The organism is Thalassospira xiamenensis M-5 = DSM 17429, from assembly GCF_000300235.2.
GTDB classification, from domain to species: Bacteria; Pseudomonadota; Alphaproteobacteria; order Rhodospirillales; family Thalassospiraceae; genus Thalassospira; species Thalassospira xiamenensis.
In genome coordinates, this window is sequence record NZ_CP004388.1 from 3,594,200 (window position 1) to 3,611,879 (window position 17,680).

Sequence of the window (17,680 nt, forward strand, 5' to 3'; positions counted from 1 at the left end):
AGAAACTCAACCGATCTTGTCAAGAAATCATTTTCGTCAATTTATGATCTAATTTATAGATCAGTTTGATCGAACAATCTGGCCGCCTCGATCACCGCCTCGCCAATTTCACGGTTGCGTTCCGGGAAGTAACTGATCACGAAATGAAGGTCGGTCAGTCGGGCTTCATCCTGTACCGGAATTGCCTTAATATGTTCATCCCAAACGGAATTTGTGACCATCAGGGACGGCAAAACACCAATACCAAATCCCCCGCCGACAAGGTGTTTTACGGTCGAAAGTGACGCCGATCCATGTAATGCAGGCGGTGAAATATCGGGTGCGGAAAAGATGCTTTCGACCTCACGAAACGGTGGCGTTCCCTTCGGGAAGGTAACAATTGCATGTTCGGCAAGCTCGGCCAGCGATAGCGGATGATCGGGTAATTCCATCGATCCGGTGCAATACCAGCCCAGTTGAACCGGCTTAAGGGCGGCGGCAACCGCGCCCTGCGGCACCGATTCCCGCAACATGATCGCAACATCAAGTGCATCGTCGGCCATGGTCATCGCCAACTGGCCGGATGTATCAACCGACAGTTCGAAACGGACTTTCGGGTAATCGTCTTTGAGCTTGTTCAACATATCGGTCAGAATCGTATGGACGATGGTTTCCGCCACGCCAATGCGGACCGTGCCGCTCAGTTCCCCAGGATGGGTCAATTCCTGCCAGATACGATCGCGTGCACGCGATAAACGCTGCGCTTCTTCAAGAAAACGAAGACCTGCCGCCGTCAGACGCACCTGCCGGTTGGACCGGTCAAACAGCATGATGCCCAGCCTTTTCTCAAGTGCGGAAACCCGCGATGAAATCGCCGACTGGGACAGATCATATTTTTGGGCCGCCGCGCGAAAGCCCCCTGCCTTGACGATATCCTGCAGAATCTCAATATCTTTGAATTCAAACACGTTTTCGTTCCCTGAATAGCAACTGCATCGTCGATCCTGTCAGTCGGATCGTTTGATTTAAGATCACAATACCCTGCAACCGATCATCTGGCACGATCAATCCATCGCGGTTTTGGGATCGTATGCAAAACATGACCATAGAAAAGATACGTTTTTCGGGCATTCTGGCTTAATTGCACAACATCAGAAATGCTCATCACTCCCCCCTCACCGAGGCGTTACTTGCCCAAAGCGCCTTTTCCTTCGACATTGAACACAGCCAGTTTGGAGGGTTAGATGCTGATACGCCGCAAAAAGGGTTGGGAAATCGCCGAACGCGATGTGACCCCGGAATCCGTTTACAAAAACCGTCGCCAGTTTCTGAAGGGCATTGCTGCAGGATCGATCGGCGCAGCAGCAACCAGCCTGCCCTTCGGTCGCGCACTGGCCCAGGGATCCGATCCCACCGCCGATCTTTATCCGGCGATGCGCAATCCGGCTTACGTTGTTGATCGCGCCATTACCGACAAATCAAAGGCGCTGACCTATAACAACTTCTATGAATTCGGATCGCACAAATTCATTTCCGATGCTGCACAGGCGATGAAAATCCGCCCATGGACGGTCAAGATTGACGGAATGGTTGAAAAACCGATTGAAATCGATTTTGAGGATCTGGTGCGCAAAATGCCGCTGGAAGAACGCGTTTATCGCTTCCGCTGCGTAGAAGCCTGGGCGATGACCGTGCCCTGGACCGGTTTCCCGATGAAGGCACTGGTCGATTATGCCAAACCGCTTTCAGGTGCAAAATACATCGAAATGCAAACTGCGGAACAAAAGGACACCATGCCGGGCCTGCGGCAGTTCTGGTATCCATGGCCCTATATCGAAGGCCTGACAATCAGCGAGGCAACCAACGAACTTGCAATGATCGCGACCGGCATTTACGGCGAACCGCTTCCCAAACAGAACGGCGCACCGTTGCGTCTGGTCACTCCGTGGAAATACGGCTTCAAGAACGTCAAATCGATTGTCCGATTTACCTTTACCGACAAACGCCCCGTCAGTTTCTGGGAACAGCTTAACGATGGCGAATATGGCTTCTGGGCCAACGTGAACCCAAAAGTTCCCCACCCGCGCTGGAGCCAGGCACAGGAACGCCTGCTGACCACCGGCGAAGAAGTCCCGACACAGCTTTACAATGGCTACGAGGAATATGTCGCGGATCTTTACAAGGGCATGGAAGACGAAAAACTGTTCATGTAACGGCCAAACGTCACGGGATCGGTGGCCCTCATGACCCCGATCCCGCGTAGCGGCGATAAATATCATTAAACGTGCCATCGTCGCGCATGTTGATCAGTTCTTTCTCAAGACCGCGATATTCCCGGCTGAGAAAGAACTGCGACTTACGCGACAGACCGATAAGGGAAGGTTCGCCCTGCAACACCAGACTTGCCTTGCGCACCGCCAGATTCTTGTCGCTCAGCAAATCCGCTGCCAGCAATTCCGGCACAATGACCGCGTCGACATGCTGTTGATTGAGCATCCGAAACAGTGTGAGATAGTCTGCTGCTTCCACCCATTCGATACTTTCTTCTGACGACAGCGCATCGATATAGGACGCACCGCGAAGCACGCCGACATGCTGGCCTGCCAGCTCTTCAATCTGCCTGATATCCGGGGTTAATGCCGATTGATAAATCGCTTTTGGTTCGTCGGGCAGTGCGGCATCGAAGAAATACATGAATTTCTCCCTCTCTGCCGAACGGTTCGGTCCCAGCATTATATCCGCCCCACCTTCTTCCATCAGATAAAGGGCCCGACGGAACGGAACCACATCAAACCGCAAAGTATGCCCGGCACGTGATGCTGCTTCTTTCAAAACCTCGACATATATGCCGGAAAATTTCGGCTCTTGCCCTTCCCCGGCAACAATGCGGTAAGGCGGCGCATCGTTTATTGCAACCAGAAATTCTGTGGCAAGCACAGCCTTCCCGCCCCCGCACAAGACAATCAGGGCACATAATGCAATCAGGCGGTGCGCAAAGCCCGGCAAAAGCGTCTCCGTCCGGCAGACCGGCTAGCTGATCGATTTCAACGAAAGGCTGCTTCCTTAGTCTAAAAATTCAAGGCCATTCAATTAGACTCAACTTATATGATTACATTGAAATGTCAGACAACTATCCAGACGAACAGGCCTCAAGGTCCGCTGCGCCGACGCCCCTTGTATTTCGACTTGTTGGCCGATTTTGACCCCGGCCCGACGGTTCCGACACTGCGTGCCATCGGCCCGGCATCGGCAAGGCCAAGTTCCTGATCTTCAAGGCGCTTGATCTCGTCACGCAGGCGGGCTGCTTCCTCGAATTCAAGGTTTCCAGCGGCTTCACGCATGCGTTTTTCAAGGTCTTCGATATGCGCACGGAGATTGTGCCCGATCAGGACATCACCCGAAACGCCGGTATCGACCGTGACGTAATCATGCTCGGCAACGCTTTCCAGAACATCGCGGATTTTGCTGCGCACCGATTCTGGCGTGATGCCATTGGCTTCGTTATAGGCAATCTGTTTTTCGCGGCGGCGGTTGGTTTCGCCAATCGCATATTCCAGACTGTCGGTCATCTTGTCGGCATAGAGCAATACCCGGCCATCAATGTTACGCGCCGCACGCCCGATGGTCTGCACCAGCGATGTTTTAGACCGAAGGAAACCTTCCTTGTCCGCATCCAGAATGGCAACAAGCGCACATTCCGGAATATCCAGACCTTCGCGTAAAAGGTTGATGCCGACCAGAACATCAAACACGCCAAGCCGCAGATCGCGAATGATTTCGATCCGTTCCAGTGTGTCGATATCCGAATGCAGGTAACGGACCCGCACCCCATGCTCATGCAGATATTCGGTCAGATCCTCGGCCATGCGTTTGGTCAGCGTCGTGACCAGAACACGCTGCCCCTTGGCGGCACAGGCCTTTGCCTCAGCCAGCAGATCATCGACCTGTGTTTCCACCGGACGAATGATGCAAACAGGATCAATCAAGCCGGTCGGGCGAATGACCTGTTCGGTGAATACACCGCCCGTGCGTTCCATTTCCCAATTGCCCGGCGTTGCTGACACAAACACGCTTTGCGGGCGCATGGCTTCCCATTCCTCGAATTTAAGCGGACGGTTATCCACGCAACTCGGCAGGCGGAAGCCATGTTCGGCCAGGGTGAATTTGCGATTATAGTCACCTCTGAACATGCCGCCGATCTGCGGCACGGCAACGTGACTTTCATCGACAAACAGCAACGCATTTTCCGGCAGATATTCAAACAATGTCGGCGGTGGTTCACCCGGATTGCGTCCCGAAAGCCAGCGGGAATAGTTTTCAATCCCTTTGCAATGCCCGACCGTTTCCATCATTTCCAGATCGAACATCGTGCGCTGTTCGATACGCTCGGCCGCCAGAAGTTTTCCTTCCTGCTGGAACTGCGCCAGCCGGTCTTTCAATTCCTGTTTGATGCCGGTCATCGCCTGCACCAGTGTCGGACGCGGTGTGACATGGTGCGAATTGGCATAGACGGTCACCGAGTCCATGGTGGCAAATTTGTTCCCGGTCAGCGGGTCAAACTCCGCCAGTTCCTCGACCTCGTCACCAAACATGGAAACACGCCATGCCCGGTCTTCGGCGTGGGCCGGGAAGATTTCCAGAACGTCACCACGCACCCGGAATGTTCCGCGCGAAAATGCGGCGTCGTTGCGGGTATATTGTAACTCGACCAGCCGCTTCATGATCAGGTTACGGTCAACCTCATCGCCAACCGCAATTCGTTGTGTCATCTCAAGGTAGGTCTCGACCGCACCGATACCATAAATGCAGGAAACAGACGCCACGATGATACAGTCATTGCGCTCCAGAATCGCGCGCGTTGCCGCATGGCGCATCCGGTCAATCTGTTCGTTGATCGAACTGTCTTTTTCGATATAGGTGTCCGAGCGTGGGATATAGGCTTCGGGCTGGTAATAGTCGTAATAGGATACGAAATACTCGACCGCGTTTTCCGGGAAAAACGCCTTCATTTCCGAATAAAGCTGTGCCGCCAGCGTTTTGTTCGGGGCCAGAACAAGTGCCGGGCGCTGCGTCTTTGCGATGATGTTGGCCATGGTAAAGGTCTTGCCCGACCCGGTCACACCCAGCAGCACCTGATCGCGCTCTTCGCGAGTGATCCCCTCCATCAGCTCGGCAATCGCCTTTGGCTGATCACCAGCGGGCTGGTAATCCGTCACCAGTTTGAATTCCCGCGATCCCGCAACCGGCGGGCGGCGTTTCAGCAAGAATTCCGGCAAGCCGTCATGTATCGGCGCGTTCATCGGATCGATCCCTTTTTCGACAAGCCTATAGTTATAGGCCACCGCGACAACATCGCAACCCCCAGCCCTGACAACTGCTGTCAGTAGTTGTCAGGAGACGTCAGGACAAAAAATGCCGGAACAGGCACCGGACTATCGCGTTAAATCGTCATGACTTTCGGATCGGATGCTGCGACGGGCCGTTTTCATCCCAAAGAACCCGCAAAAGGCGCGAAACTGCCTTGAATTGCTTTAAACACGGGCGTAGGGTCCGAACCGAAAGAAAGCGATTCTTTCTATTTCATTTCATTCCAGGGAAACAGACCAATGGCGTTTATTGCCGACCGTTTGAGCCGTATCAAACCCTCTCCTACCATTGCTGTCACCACCAAGGCTGCCGAACTCAAGGCTGCCGGCGTTGATGTGATCGGCCTTGGCGCAGGCGAGCCGGATTTCGATACCCCCGACAACATCAAAGACGCCGCCAAAGCAGCCCTTGATGCTGGCAAGACCAAATACACTCCGGTCGCTGGCACTCCGGAATTGCGCAAGGCGATTGTCGCGAAGTTCAAACGTGAAAATGACCTGGAATACACGATCGACGAAATCACCGTCGGTTGCGGCGGTAAACAGACGCTTTTCAATGCGCTGTTTGCAACGCTGAACCCGGGTGATGAAGTCATTATTCCGGCACCGTACTGGGTGTCCTATCCAGACATGACCCTGATGGCCGAAGGCGTTCCGGTTGTCGTCGAATGTCAGGAAGAAAACGACTTCAAGATCACGGCAAGCGAACTTGAAGCCGCGATCACGCCAAAAACCAAATGGGTTGTTCTGAACTCGCCATCGAACCCGACCGGTGCCGCTTATTCGCGCGCCGAACTGCGCGCAATTACCGATGTTCTGCTCAAACATGAAAATGTCTGGGTCATGTCCGACGACATGTATGAACATCTCGTCTATGACGGTTTCGAATTCACCACCATCGCACAGGTGGAACCGAAACTGAAATCGCGTACGCTCACCTGTAACGGCGTGTCGAAATCCTATGCCATGACCGGCTGGCGTCTTGGTTATGCCGCAGGCCCGGTTGAACTGATCAAGGCGATCAACAAGGTTCAATCGCAGTCCAGCACGCATACCTCCTCGATCAGCCAGGCCGCATCGGTCGAAGCCCTTAACGGCCCGCAGGACTTCCTGAAAGAACGCGCCGAAGTGTTCAAGGAACGTCGCGATCTGGTTGTTAAGGCCATGAATGAATGCGAAGGTCTGACCTGCAAAAAGCCGGAAGGCGCGTTTTACGTCTATCCGTCCTGTGCCGGCACGATTGGCAAGAAAACCCCGGATGGCAAAGTCATCGAAACCGATACCGATTTCGTGACATACCTTCTCGAAGCCGAGGGCGTTGCCGCGGTTCAAGGCTCGGCATTCGGTCTTGCGCCGTATTTCCGCATTTCCTATGCCACCTCGACCGAGGCACTGACCGAAGCCTGCTCACGCATCAAACGTGCCTGCGCCGCGCTGAAATAAGCCGGTTTTCCGATCACGGAAAATTCGACGGGGTCCGGTACTTGCCGGGCCCCGTTTTTTTGTCCATTATCCAATTCAATATTTACGCACTAAATTACCGATAAATCGGACGCACCATGCAAAACGAGAATTTCTACGTCACTGTGGACGGCATCAGCCTGTCCTGTCAGCAGATCATCCCGACCAATGTCAGGCCGGATGCCCCAACGATCCTGTTTCTGCACGAGGCACTCGGGACCATCCGCATGTGGCGCGATTTCCCGGCAAAGCTCGCCACCGCAACCGGCCATCCGGTGATTGTTTACGAACGGCGCGGTCACGGAAAATCCGATCCGCACGGTCCGGACGATATCCCGCGGCCCATCGATTTCCACAACACGGAAACCGATATCTATCTCCATGGCCTGATCAGGGAACTTGGCCTTGATCGCCCGATCCTGTTTGGCCACAGCGACGGGGCCACCATCGCGCTTAAATATGCCGCCCGGTTCCCGAACAATGTTCGTGCCGTCGTCAGCGAAGCCGCACATGTTTTTGTCGAGGACGTCACGATTGCCGGGATCAATGAAGCGGCATCGATCTATTCCAGTACGGATTGGAAATCAAAACTCGAACGCCATCATTTCTTCCAGACCGATGACGTATTCCGTGCCTGGGTCGATACGTGGCGCCAACCGGCATTTCGCGACTGGCAGATGATTGACGAACTGCCCAACATCATCTGCCCTATACTGGTCATTCAGGGAAATGACGACCAGTTCGGCAGCGACGATCAGGTCCACATTATTTGCGATAAGGTCAGCGGTACTGCGAACAAAATGATCCTTGCCGACTGCGGCCACATCCCGCATTTCGATCAGCCGGATCAGATCATCGAAGCCAGTCAAAAGCTGCTTCGTCAGATCGAACCGGTTGCGGCCTGATCAAACGAAAAAGAGGCAGAAGGATCATAACAAATCCTTCTGCCTCTCAATGTATAAGCCCCGCCTGTGCAATGCAGCGGGGCTTTTCGAATAGTTTGGTGCACCTGGCTTATTCCGCCAACGCATCCTCGGCATCGAGAACAACCGCAACCGCATGTATCACCGATGCAATGCGCACCGCATTCTGAACGGTTTCTTTTTTGATTCCGGCGTTTTTCAGAACTTTCTCGTGGCTGTCGATGCACATCCCGCAACCATTGATCGCCGAAACCGCAAGCGAAAACAGTTCGAAATCGGCTTTGTCGATGCCTGGCTTGCCGATGATGTTCATGCGCAGGCGCGCGGGCATGGTGGCGTATTCCGGTTCGGACACAAGGTGTGTGAACCGATAATAGATATTGTTCATCCCCATGATCGCCGCCGCACCCTTGGCAGCCTGAAACGCTTCGTCGCTCAGCTTGGTTTTGGCTTCGGCGGCAACAGCTTTCAGAAGCTTTGCGTTGCGCGATGCATAGGCACACGCAAGGGCTGTGCCATAGACCTGCTGATCGGTCATACCCGGATTGTTGGCAAGACTGCTAAGGTTCAGCTTCAGATCCTTGGCATAGTCCGGCATGACGTCTTTGATTTCGGAAATGGAAGACATTGAAGCATCCCCTTTTAACTGAAGAATGAAATTCAAAACTGAAAAAGGCCCACAGCCATCGCGCACACCGCAAGTTTTGCGGGCACATGGATTAATTTCACCGATGGACTGAAAGCGGATCCGGGCAAAAGCCCGGATCCAAATCGGTCTGGAAAACCTTAAAGGGTTGCTTCACCCTGGTTCCAGTTGCACGGGCAGAGTTCGTCTGTCTGCAGCGCGTCAAGAATACGCAGGGCTTCCTGCGGGTTACGACCAACCGAAAGGTCGTTAACCTGAACGTGACGGATGATGTTGTCCGGATCGATGATGAAGGTCGCGCGCAAAGCAACACCTTCGCCTTTGGCCAGAACACCAAGAGCGTTCGACAGTTCTTTTTTCTCGTCAGCCAGCCATACGAACGGGCTGTCGCCCAGATCTTCATGGTGGGTACGCCATGCAGCGTGGACGAAATCGGTATCGGTCGAGCAACCAAGCAGAACCGCATCGCGGTCTTCGAAGTCACCGTTCAGTTCGCCGTAACCAACGATTTCGGTCGGGCAAACAAAGGTGAAGTCTTTCGGCCAGAAGAACAGAATCTTCCATTTGCCTTCATAGGACTTGTCGGTAACCGGTGCGAAACTGTCCGGACCTTTGCCCGAAACGCCGGTAAGATTGAATTCTGGAAGCGTATCGCCAACTGTAAGCATATTGGTTACTCCTAACCTTGGTTTGAATTTATCCCAAAGACGGCCCCCGACAGGCCGTACAAATTTTGTTCGCAAGTGCAATAATGCACTCCTTGCTGGCGATTTGTAGTTAAATGAACTAACTAAGACCAATAGAATTAATTTCGATGTTCGATAGGAAAAATTTATGGCTGCCCAACCAAGCATAAAGCAGCTCAAATATCTGGTCGCATTGTCGGAAACCGGCCATTTTGGCCGGGCTGCCGAAGCGTGTTTTATCACGCAACCAAGCCTGTCGGCTGCCATCAGCGAGCTTGAAAACCTGCTTGGCGCCCAGTTGGTGGAACGCAACAAGCGTCAGGTCCTGATCACGCCGCTTGGACGTGAAGTTGTCTCGCGGGCGCGAAATATTCTTCAGGAAGTTGATGAACTGACCATGATGGCGCAGTCAGCGACCGAACCCCTTTCAGGTCCGATCAATTTTGGCGTGATCCCGACAATCGGCCCCTATCTTTTGCCTGATGTCATCAACCGCCTCAGGGCAGGTTTCCCGAAATTGCAGCCCTTCCTGCGCGAAGACCAGACAGCCAAGCTTATAGAACTTCTGGCCGCCGGAAAACTTGATATCGCATTGATTGCCCTGCCGATCGAGGAAAACTGGCTCGAAGAAATGGACCTGTTCGAAGACAGATTCGTTTTTGCCTGCAGCCCGGACAATCCGCTGACGCGCAAAAAGAAAATCGACATCACCGACATCAAGGATGAAAAGCTGCTGCTGCTTGAGGACGGCCACTGCCTGCGCGATCAGGCATTGGAAGTCTGCCAGAAAGCCGGCTGGAGCAAATCTGCCGATTTCCAGGCCAACAGCCTGTCAACGCTGGTTCAGATGGTATCGGCCGGGATCGGCTCCACCCTGCTTCCGGAAATGTCGCTGGAGGTGGAGGCGCGCCGCCCCGACTCTCTCGCCATCCTTCCTTTCCAGAATCCGGTTCCGGTTCGACGTATAGGACTGGTCTGGCGGCGCAGTTCCGCCCGTAAAAAGGAGTTCCGCCAGTTGGGGACCTATTTGCGCAATACACTTGAAACCTGTGAACGATCACATGTCGCCTGATTGTGCAGTACCACCCAGCCCATTTGGATAAGCCACGGGACCGGACGATAGCCGATGCTGCCAATCAAGGATAACAACCCGACGACAATCACCCCATGGGTGACCTATGGCCTGATCGCCGTTAATGTCGTCGTGTTCCTGTTAACCATGTCCCTTGCACCGCAAAGCCAGTTTCAGGTCAATTTGCAATATGGTGCCATTCCAGCGGTTCTGTTCGGGAATGCCCAATTACCCCCGCAGCTTGCCGTTTTTCCGCCGGGCTTTGAATTCCTGTCGATCTTTAGCGCCATGTTCATGCATGGCGGCTGGATGCATATCGGCGGCAACATGCTGTATCTTTGGGTATTCGGCAACAATGTCGAAGACGCCATGGGGCATTTCAGATTTCTGGTGTTTTACCTTGTTTGCGGTATTGCCGCCGCACTCGGCCATGGCTTGCTTGATACCACATCGCAAATTCCGATGATCGGCGCATCCGGGGCGCTGGCCGGGGTATTGGGGGCCTATTTCCTTCTGTTTCCCAAGGCACGGGTTCTGGTGTGGTTCTTCTGGGTCTTTATCTTTTACGTTCCGGCGGTTGCCGTCCTTGGTCTCTGGATCGGCATGCAGTTCGTCAATCTGTCGAGTGGTGCCGAACAGGGGGTGGCCATTCTGGCCCATATTGCCGGTTTCTTTGCCGGTCTGGCGCTGATCCCGTTCTTTAAATATCGCTATATCCCGCTTTGGCAGGGCGGCCCCAAACAGGTCCCGGTTTTCGGTGTTTACCGGCCAGGTCGCAAAAGCAATGCAACCAATGCCTCACCACCGCCGTGGGCCGCGGCATACGAGGCCGAACGTGCGGCACGCCGTGAACGGATGAAACGTGCGGGCCGTGGACCATGGGGACGCCCGGGTGAAACCAATATGGATAAATCCCCGTGGGGCCGGTATCAGCCGCCAAAGCCACAACCAAAACCAGGTGTGGGCGTACCAAAAGTTACGCGCTTGCATCGCGGGGATGAACCCGACAATACTTGATCAAAGTCTTTCCAACCGAACCGGGGAACGATCATGCGCGCTGCCTTTTTCACCGAATATCAGGGTCCAATTGAAGTCAGGAAATTGGACGATCCGACACCGGAAAATGACGGCGTTGTCATCAAGGTTGGGGCGACCGGGCTGTGCCGAAGCGACTGGCACGGCTGGATGGGCCATGATTCCGATGTGAAACTGCCCCACGTTCCCGGCCATGAATTTGCCGGCACCATCGAAGCGGTTGGCAAGGATATCAAACGCTGGAAAGTCGGCGACCGGGTCACGGTCCCGTTCGTTTCGGGCTGCGGCCATTGCCCGGAATGCCACAGCGGCAATCATCAGGTGTGTGATCATCAGTTCCAGCCGGGCTTTACCCATTGGGGAAGCTTTGCCGAATATGTCGCGATTGACTATGCCGATACCAATCTGGTGCGCCTGCCCGATGAAATGGATTTCGCCACCGCCGCCAGCCTTGGCTGTCGTTTCGCCACCAGTTTCCGTGGCGTGATTGACCAGGGCAAAGTCAGTGCCGGTCAAATCGTGGCCGTTCACGGCTGTGGCGGTGTAGGGCTTTCAGCCATCATGATCGCAGCAGCAGCTGGTGCGCGCGTAATCGCGGTTGATATCGACGATGCCAAGCTTGACCTTGCCCGTGAACTGGGCGCGATCGATATCCTTAACGCCAAAACCTGTGATGACATTCCGTCCGCGATCAAGGACCTGTCTGGCGGCGGGGCGCATGTATCCGTCGATGCCCTTGGCAGTGCCATCACCAGTTTCAATTCGGTGTCATGTTTGCGCAAACGTGGCAAGCACATCCAGATCGGCCTTATGACCGGCGACCATGCCCATGCTCGCGTTCCGATGGACCGCGTGGTTGCCCACGAACTTGAAATCCTTGGCAGCCACGGCATGCAGGCATCTCGCTATGACGCGATGATCGACATGATCATGACCGGCAAACTCGCGCCACAAAAACTGATCAGGGATCGAGTCACCCTGGCCGAGGGCGCAACGGCCTTGATGAATATGGATAATTTCGTCAGCACCGGTGTTACTGTGATCGACCGCTTCTAACACCAACAATTAATATGCCAAGCATCCCGCACCCTCACCGCCTTCTTTAGAATACTTATAATCTAAGAATCACAAACTTTAAATCATTCATGGTTGAATGCTCTGTGCATAGCCCCTACGTTGCTTGTGGGTACTCAAAATAATTCACAAGAGAACACCGGCTTTCGCAGGGGATACAAAGTGCGAAAGAAACGGTTTCCAGCCTGAAAAGAGAGGGAACCGATGACAGATATTCAAACGATGGATTCCGGCACACGGCGCAAAACTGAATTGCGCTGCTTCGTCTTGCTGGCTGTTGTCCTGGCCCCGGTACTGGCGGTTGCGCTGGTGGGCGGGCTTGGATTTTCAATCTGGATTTATCAGATGTTTGCCGGGCCTCCTGGACCACCGATGTAATATCGGGGAACGTCGCCATGTCATCTGCACCGAAACTTACCAGCAGGCGTGCTTTCTTTTCCGGTCTGCGCGGATTGCCCGCAGACACGGGGGAAAAGCGCACGCCAAATATCATCCGGCCTCCTTGGTCATGGGGGTTCGAAGATCACTGCACCGCGTGTGGTGACTGCATTCCCGCATGCCCGGAAAACATCATCAAGGCCGGTCCGGACGGACACCCGGAAATCGACTTCGCAAAAGGCGAATGCACCTTCTGTGACGCCTGTGCGGATGCCTGTAACGAACCGGTTTTTGATCGTTCGGCTCCTGCCTCTTGGCATCTTGACGTTTCTGTCAGCAGCAAATGCTTTGCCGAAAACGGTGTCTATTGCCGTTCCTGCGGTGATGTCTGCCCGGAAAGCGCGATCCGCATCATTCCGCAATTGGGCGGTCGCGCCCGCGTATTGATCGACGACGATCTTTGTACCGGCTGTGGTGCCTGTTTTAGCGCATGCCCGGTTGATGCCATTTCAATCAAACCCGCCACGGAGATAGCCCATGGATGACAAAGTCGGCGTGATCTCCAGCATGATCATTCAGTCTCGCCCTGAAAATATGACAGCAATCAAGGCAGCCCTTCTGAACATGCCCGACACTGAAATCAGTGCCGATGACCCGTCCGGAAAGATCGTTGTCGTGATGGAAGCCGCAAGCGACCGACAGCTCGCAGACGGCATGAAAGAGATCGGCGACATCCCTGGTGTTCTGGGGGTTAACCTGGTCTTCCATCACAATGAAAACGCCCAATAACAACCAATAATCCGTCTGACCTTTGGCTCGAGGAAATTAACAATGTTCAAGGCAAAGATATCCCGTCGCGATGCCCTGAAAGCAAAAGCCGCCGCCGTTGCCGCCGCGGCTGCTGGCATCAGTTTGCCAGCTGCGGCACAAAATCTGGTGACTGATTCGGAACACACCCAACTCAAATGGTCAAAGGCCCCCTGCCGGTTCTGCGGCACGGGCTGTTCGGTCATGGTCGCGACCAAGGACAACCATGTGGTTGCCACCCATGGCGATGTCCTGTCCCCGGTTAACCGTGGCCTGAACTGCGTCAAAGGCTACTTCCTGTCAAAGATCATGTATGGCCAGGACCGCCTGACACAGCCGTTACTGCGTAAAAAGAACGGTGTCTATGACAAGAATGGCGATTTTACGCCCGTCTCGTGGGACGAGGCCTTTGACGTGATGGCCGAAAAATGGAAAGCCGCACTCAAGGCAAAAGGTCCGACTTCTGTTGGCATGTTCGGGTCCGGCCAATGGACGGTTTGGGAAGGATATGCCGCCTCCAAACTGATGAAGGCCGGTTTCCGATCCAACAACCTAGACCCCAATGCACGTCATTGCATGGCGTCCGCCGTTGTCGGTTTCATGCGCACATTTGGCATGGACGAACCGATGGGGTGCTATGACGACATGGAAGCCGCCGACGCCTTTGTGCTTTGGGGATCGAACATGGCGGAAATGCACCCGATCCTTTGGACGCGTGTCACTGATCGTCGCCTGTCGGCCCCGCATGTCAAGGTCGCGGTTCTTTCAACATATGAACATCGCTGTTTTGACCTTGCCGATATCCCGATGGTGTTCAAGCCGCAGACCGATCTGGCGATCCTGAACTATATCGCCAATCACATCATCCAGACCGACCGGGTCAATACCGATTTTGTCAACAAACACACGATCTTCCGCCGCGGCAACATCGATATCGGTTATGGCCTGCGCCCCGAAGATCCGCGCGAACAATCGGCCCAAAATGCATCGGATGCCGGTGGCTCGACCGACATGACATTTGACGAGTTCGCCGAGTTCGTCTCGGAATACACCCTTGATAAGGTCCATGAAATGACCGGCGTTCCCAAGGAGCGCCTCGAAGCTCTGGCCGAACTTTATGCCGATCCGAAAATCAAGGTCACATCCTTCTGGACCATGGGCTTTAACCAGCATACCCGCGGGGTTTGGGCCAACAACCTTTGCTACAACATCCATCTTCTGACCGGCAAAATCGCCGAACCGGGCAATTCACCCTTCTCGCTGACCGGGCAACCGTCTGCCTGTGGTACCGCACGCGAAGTCGGCACGTTTTCCCATCGCCTGCCCGCCGATCTGGTGGTGACCAATCCCGAACACCGCAAACACGCCGAAGAAATCTGGAAACTGCCCGAAGGCACAATTCCGGACAAGGTCGGCTACCATGCCGTGCTTCAGAACCGGATGCTCAAGGACGGTAAGCTCAACGCGTACTGGGTCCAGTGCAATAACAACATGCAGGCTGGCGCCAACATGAACGAGGAAGGCTGGCCCGGTTACCGCAACCCGGAAAACTTCATTGCCGTTTCCGACGTCTATCCGACCGTCACCTGCGAGGCCGCCGATCTGATCCTGCCGACTGCGATGTGGGTCGAAAAAGAAGGCTGTTATGGCAATGCCGAACGCCGCACGCATATGTGGCATCAGCTGGTCGACGCGCCGGGCGAAGCCAAATCCGATCTGTGGCAATTAATGGAATTCTCCAAACGCTTCAAGATCGAGGAAGTCTGGCCCGAAGACCTTCTGGCCAAGGCACCGGAACTGCGTGGCAAAACCATGTTTGACGTGCTGTTCCAGAATGGACAGGTCAATAAATTCCCGCTCGAAGATACCGCACCGGACTATAACAACGTCGAAGCCAAGCATTTCGGTTTCTACGTCCAGAAGGGCCTGTTCGAGGAATACGCGACCTTTGGCCGCGGGCATGGTCACGACCTTGCCCCGTTCGACAGATACCACGAAGTACGCGGCCTGCGCTGGCCCGTTGTGGACGGCAAGGAAACCCTGTGGCGTTACCGTGAAGGATACGATCCCTATGTCACGCCGGGGGCCGGGGTCGAATTTTACGGCCACAAGGATGGCAAGGCACGCATCTTTGCCCTGCCGTATGAGCCGCCTGCCGAAAGCCCGGATGAAGAATATCCCTATTGGCTGTGTACCGGGCGTGTGCTGGAACACTGGCATTCCGGTTCGATGACCGAACGGGTGCCCGAACTTTACCGGGCGTTCCCGGACGCACTTTGCTTCATCCATCCCGACGATGCCGCCGAAATGGGCATGCGACGCGGCGACGAGGTCCGGGTGATTTCAAGACGGGGTGAAATGCGTACCCGCGTTGAAACACGCGGCCGTAACAAACCGCCGCGTGGCCTGATCTTTGTGCCGTGGTTCGATGCAAGCCAGCTGATCAACAAGGTCACGCTGGACGCCACCGACCCGATGTCCAAACAGACGGACTTCAAAAAATGCGCCGTCCGTCTGGAAAAGGTGTGAGGGAGGAAACCATGAAAATGACCCCGAAATGGCTCATGGCGCTGGCGATTATTGCAATTGCTGGTGCGGCATATGCCGCCGAACCGATCACCACCCTGCGCAGCACCGCTCCCGATCAGGAGAGCGCGGCACCACGGATCAGCAACTTCGAGGATACGGACCAGAAACGCCCGCGCAATTATCCCGAACAGCCGCCAACCATCCCGCACGATATCGAAGGATATCAGATCGATAAAAACGCCAATAAATGCCTGTCATGTCATGCGCGTTCGCGCACCGGCGAAAGCGGCGCACCGATGGTTTCGATCACCCATTTCATGGATCGGGACGGTCAGTTTTTGGCCGCGGTCAGCCCACGGCGCTATTTCTGCACGCAGTGCCATGTGTCCCAACGTCAGGTCGAGCCGCTGGTCGGCAACAGCTTTGTCGATATTGATGCATTGCTGCCCAACAACAGCACGCGGATCGCGGAATAGGGAGATTGCCAATGTTCGATCTTCTGAAACGCTATTGGAAGGTCCTGAATTCACCAAGTGTGCATTTCAGCCTCGCCTTTTTGACGCTGGGCGGCTTCGTTGCCGGTGTTATCTTCTGGGGCGGGTTCAACACTGCACTTGAAGCAACAAATACCGAAAAGTTCTGCATTTCATGTCATGAAATGCGGGACAACGTTTTTGCCGAACTTAAATCAACCATCCACTATTCCAACCGGTCCGGTGTGCGCGCCACCTGTCCGGATTGTCATGTTCCGCATGAATGGACTGACAAGATTGCACGTAAAATGCAGGCATCCAAGGAAGTCTGGGGCAAGATTTTCGGCACCATCAGCACACGCGACAAGTTTGTTGAAAAGCGTCTTGAACTGGCCCAGCACGAATGGGCCCGCCTGAAAGCCAACAATTCGCTGGAATGCCGTAACTGCCATTCTGCTGAATCGATGGACATCACCCGCCAAAGCCCCCGTGCCGTCGAAGCGCACGAGAAATTTTTGTTCACCGGCGAAAAGACATGTATCGACTGTCACAAAGGTATCGCGCATCATCTGCCTGACATGTCGGGTGTTCCCGAGTGGCAGTAACCGATTATCCGGCGTGATCGCATCTGTGTGGCGATCACGCCGAAATCCGCGCGAAGGACGGGCTATGACTTTGACGATATTTGGCGACACCGGCGTTTTGCCACATGGCAACCGGGGCTAGATAAATGCTGGCTGGTATCCCCTTTCTTCCCAAAGACGCTATCGACGATCTGCTGGATCGTCTGGCAAATCACGTCGTTGCCAAAGGGCTGCGCGTAGCGGGTTATGTGCAGAAACGCCGTGCTGACCGTGATTGCGGGACTCTGGTTTATGTCCGCAATCTTGGCACCGGTCATGAAATGCCGATTACCAAAAATCGCGGTTCAATGGCGCGTGGCTGCAAGCTGGATGGCGATGCATTGGCAACCCTGTCAGAACAGCTTGAAGGCGATCTGGATCATACCCCCGATATCCTGATTATTGGCCGGTTCGGGCGTAGCGAAGCCGACGGGCGCGGATTGCGCGACGTGATATCAAAGGCAATGGATTTGGGAATTCCGGTACTGGTCGGTGTTCGCGATGAATATGACGCCGCCTGGCAGGACTTCCACGGTGGCTATGCCCAAACCTTGCCCTTTGACGAGGCCTCAATCATCACCTGGTGGCAGGAACAAATCAGGGAATGCGCAACGCAGGAAGCCTGATG

18 protein-coding genes are annotated in these 17,680 nt (G+C 54.5%); 13 read left to right on the forward strand and 5 right to left on the reverse strand.

Annotated features, from left to right (window positions below; all coding sequences use genetic code 11):
* Positions 1–53 precede the first annotated feature (53 nt).
* Positions 54–947, reverse strand: coding sequence for a LysR family transcriptional regulator (locus tag TH3_RS16685; RefSeq protein WP_007090063.1), 894 nt, complete (start codon positions 945–947; stop codon positions 54–56).
* A 276-nt stretch (positions 948–1,223) separates the two neighbouring features.
* On the opposite strand from TH3_RS16685, the gene msrP reads away from it, so the two are divergent.
* Complete coding sequence (gene msrP / locus TH3_RS16690; protein ID WP_007090064.1) at positions 1,224–2,192, forward strand: protein-methionine-sulfoxide reductase catalytic subunit MsrP; 969 nt, start codon at positions 1,224–1,226, stop codon at positions 2,190–2,192.
* 28 nt (positions 2,193–2,220) lie between these two features.
* Here the strand turns inward: msrP and TH3_RS16695 are convergent, their stop codons facing one another.
* Together TH3_RS16695 and uvrB are read right to left on the reverse strand one after the other, a co-directional pair.
* The gene (locus TH3_RS16695; RefSeq protein ID WP_167710586.1) at positions 2,221–2,916 is read right to left on the reverse strand and encodes a substrate-binding periplasmic protein; all 696 of its coding nucleotides are present in this window, start codon (positions 2,914–2,916) and stop codon (positions 2,221–2,223) included.
* 212 nt (positions 2,917–3,128) lie between these two features.
* Positions 3,129–5,279 (reverse strand): excinuclease ABC subunit UvrB, encoded by a 2,151-nt coding sequence (gene uvrB / locus TH3_RS16700; RefSeq protein WP_040061159.1) that lies wholly within the window; start codon positions 5,277–5,279, stop codon positions 3,129–3,131.
* 306 nt (positions 5,280–5,585) lie between these two features.
* On the opposite strand from uvrB, the gene TH3_RS16705 reads away from it, so the two are divergent.
* Both TH3_RS16705 and TH3_RS16710 read left to right on the forward strand, forming a co-directional pair.
* Positions 5,586–6,788 (forward strand): aspartate transaminase, encoded by a 1,203-nt coding sequence (locus tag TH3_RS16705; RefSeq protein WP_007090067.1) that lies wholly within the window; start codon positions 5,586–5,588, stop codon positions 6,786–6,788.
* Positions 6,789–6,904: 116 nt separating this feature from the next.
* A complete protein-coding gene (locus TH3_RS16710) occupies positions 6,905–7,711 on the forward strand; it encodes an alpha/beta fold hydrolase (protein ID WP_007090068.1) in 807 nt (268 codons plus the stop codon).
* A gap of 109 nt (positions 7,712–7,820) precedes the next feature.
* Here the strand turns inward: TH3_RS16710 and ahpD are convergent, their stop codons facing one another.
* A complete protein-coding gene (gene ahpD / locus TH3_RS16715; protein ID WP_007090069.1) occupies positions 7,821–8,357 on the reverse strand; it encodes an alkylhydroperoxidase, AhpD family in 537 nt (178 codons plus the stop codon).
* A 158-nt stretch (positions 8,358–8,515) separates the two neighbouring features.
* Positions 8,516–9,043, reverse strand: coding sequence for a peroxiredoxin (locus TH3_RS16720; protein ID WP_007090070.1), 528 nt, complete (start codon positions 9,041–9,043; stop codon positions 8,516–8,518).
* A 166-nt stretch (positions 9,044–9,209) separates the two neighbouring features.
* Here TH3_RS16720 and TH3_RS16725 point away from each other — a divergent pair, with 166 nt between their 5' ends.
* The 10 genes from TH3_RS16725 to TH3_RS16770 all read left to right on the forward strand — a co-directional run bounded on the left by TH3_RS16725 (position 9,210) and on the right by TH3_RS16770 (position 17,678).
* Entirely contained in the window at positions 9,210–10,133 is a 924-nt protein-coding gene (locus TH3_RS16725; protein ID WP_007090071.1) for a LysR substrate-binding domain-containing protein, read from the forward strand.
* A 54-nt stretch (positions 10,134–10,187) separates the two neighbouring features.
* Positions 10,188–11,150 (forward strand): rhomboid family intramembrane serine protease, encoded by a 963-nt coding sequence (locus tag TH3_RS16730; RefSeq protein ID WP_007090072.1) that lies wholly within the window; start codon positions 10,188–10,190, stop codon positions 11,148–11,150.
* A 33-nt stretch (positions 11,151–11,183) separates the two neighbouring features.
* Positions 11,184–12,224 (forward strand): zinc-dependent alcohol dehydrogenase family protein, encoded by a 1,041-nt coding sequence (locus TH3_RS16735; protein WP_007090073.1) that lies wholly within the window; start codon positions 11,184–11,186, stop codon positions 12,222–12,224.
* Between the two features lie 222 nt (positions 12,225–12,446).
* Positions 12,447–12,620: a periplasmic nitrate reductase, NapE protein gene (gene napE, locus TH3_RS16740; protein WP_007090074.1), complete on the forward strand. Its 174-nt coding sequence runs from the start codon at positions 12,447–12,449 to the stop codon at positions 12,618–12,620.
* A 17-nt stretch (positions 12,621–12,637) separates the two neighbouring features.
* Entirely contained in the window at positions 12,638–13,165 is a 528-nt protein-coding gene (napF, locus tag TH3_RS16745) for a ferredoxin-type protein NapF (RefSeq protein ID WP_007090075.1), read from the forward strand.
* Positions 13,158–13,409, forward strand: a complete 252-nt coding sequence (locus TH3_RS16750; RefSeq protein WP_007090076.1) for a chaperone NapD — start codon at positions 13,158–13,160, stop codon at positions 13,407–13,409. Before napF ends, TH3_RS16750 begins: the two co-directional genes overlap by 8 nt.
* 42 nt (positions 13,410–13,451) lie before the next feature.
* Positions 13,452–15,956, forward strand: coding sequence for a periplasmic nitrate reductase subunit alpha (gene napA / locus TH3_RS16755; RefSeq protein WP_007090077.1), 2,505 nt, complete (start codon positions 13,452–13,454; stop codon positions 15,954–15,956).
* 11 nt (positions 15,957–15,967) lie between these two features.
* Complete coding sequence (locus TH3_RS16760; protein WP_007090078.1) at positions 15,968–16,432, forward strand: nitrate reductase cytochrome c-type subunit; 465 nt, start codon at positions 15,968–15,970, stop codon at positions 16,430–16,432.
* Positions 16,433–16,443: 11 nt separating this feature from the next.
* The gene (locus tag TH3_RS16765) at positions 16,444–17,034 is read left to right on the forward strand and encodes a cytochrome c3 family protein (protein WP_007090079.1); all 591 of its coding nucleotides are present in this window, start codon (positions 16,444–16,446) and stop codon (positions 17,032–17,034) included.
* A gap of 125 nt (positions 17,035–17,159) precedes the next feature.
* Positions 17,160–17,678, forward strand: a complete 519-nt coding sequence (locus tag TH3_RS16770) for a DUF2478 domain-containing protein (RefSeq protein WP_007090080.1) — start codon at positions 17,160–17,162, stop codon at positions 17,676–17,678.
* The last annotated feature ends 2 nt before the right edge of the window (positions 17,679–17,680 follow it).

Excerpts from the sequence above, each read along its gene's own strand:
- msrP (WP_007090064.1), top strand. The coding sequence starts at position 1,224 with ATGCTGATACGCCGCAAAAAGGGTTGGGAAATCGCCGAACGCGATGTG.
- TH3_RS16725 (WP_007090071.1), top strand. The coding sequence starts at position 9,210 with ATGGCTGCCCAACCAAGCATAAAGCAGCTCAAATATCTGGTCGCATTG.
- ahpD (WP_007090069.1), bottom strand. The coding sequence starts at position 8,357 with ATGTCTTCCATTTCCGAAATCAAAGACGTCATGCCGGACTATGCCAAG.
- napA (WP_007090077.1), top strand. The coding sequence starts at position 13,452 with ATGTTCAAGGCAAAGATATCCCGTCGCGATGCCCTGAAAGCAAAAGCC.
- TH3_RS16720 (WP_007090070.1), bottom strand. The coding sequence starts at position 9,043 with ATGCTTACAGTTGGCGATACGCTTCCAGAATTCAATCTTACCGGCGTT.
- TH3_RS16705 (WP_007090067.1), top strand. The coding sequence starts at position 5,586 with ATGGCGTTTATTGCCGACCGTTTGAGCCGTATCAAACCCTCTCCTACC.
- TH3_RS16760 (WP_007090078.1), top strand. The coding sequence starts at position 15,968 with ATGAAAATGACCCCGAAATGGCTCATGGCGCTGGCGATTATTGCAATT.
- TH3_RS16750 (WP_007090076.1), top strand. The coding sequence starts at position 13,158 with ATGGATGACAAAGTCGGCGTGATCTCCAGCATGATCATTCAGTCTCGC.
- TH3_RS16730 (WP_007090072.1), top strand. The coding sequence starts at position 10,188 with ATGCTGCCAATCAAGGATAACAACCCGACGACAATCACCCCATGGGTG.
- napE (WP_007090074.1), top strand. The coding sequence starts at position 12,447 with ATGACAGATATTCAAACGATGGATTCCGGCACACGGCGCAAAACTGAA.
- uvrB (WP_040061159.1), bottom strand. The coding sequence starts at position 5,279 with ATGAACGCGCCGATACATGACGGCTTGCCGGAATTCTTGCTGAAACGC.
- TH3_RS16765 (WP_007090079.1), top strand. The coding sequence starts at position 16,444 with ATGTTCGATCTTCTGAAACGCTATTGGAAGGTCCTGAATTCACCAAGT.
- TH3_RS16770 (WP_007090080.1), top strand. The coding sequence starts at position 17,160 with ATGCTGGCTGGTATCCCCTTTCTTCCCAAAGACGCTATCGACGATCTG.
- TH3_RS16735 (WP_007090073.1), top strand. The coding sequence starts at position 11,184 with ATGCGCGCTGCCTTTTTCACCGAATATCAGGGTCCAATTGAAGTCAGG.
- napF (WP_007090075.1), top strand. The coding sequence starts at position 12,638 with ATGTCATCTGCACCGAAACTTACCAGCAGGCGTGCTTTCTTTTCCGGT.
- TH3_RS16710 (WP_007090068.1), top strand. The coding sequence starts at position 6,905 with ATGCAAAACGAGAATTTCTACGTCACTGTGGACGGCATCAGCCTGTCC.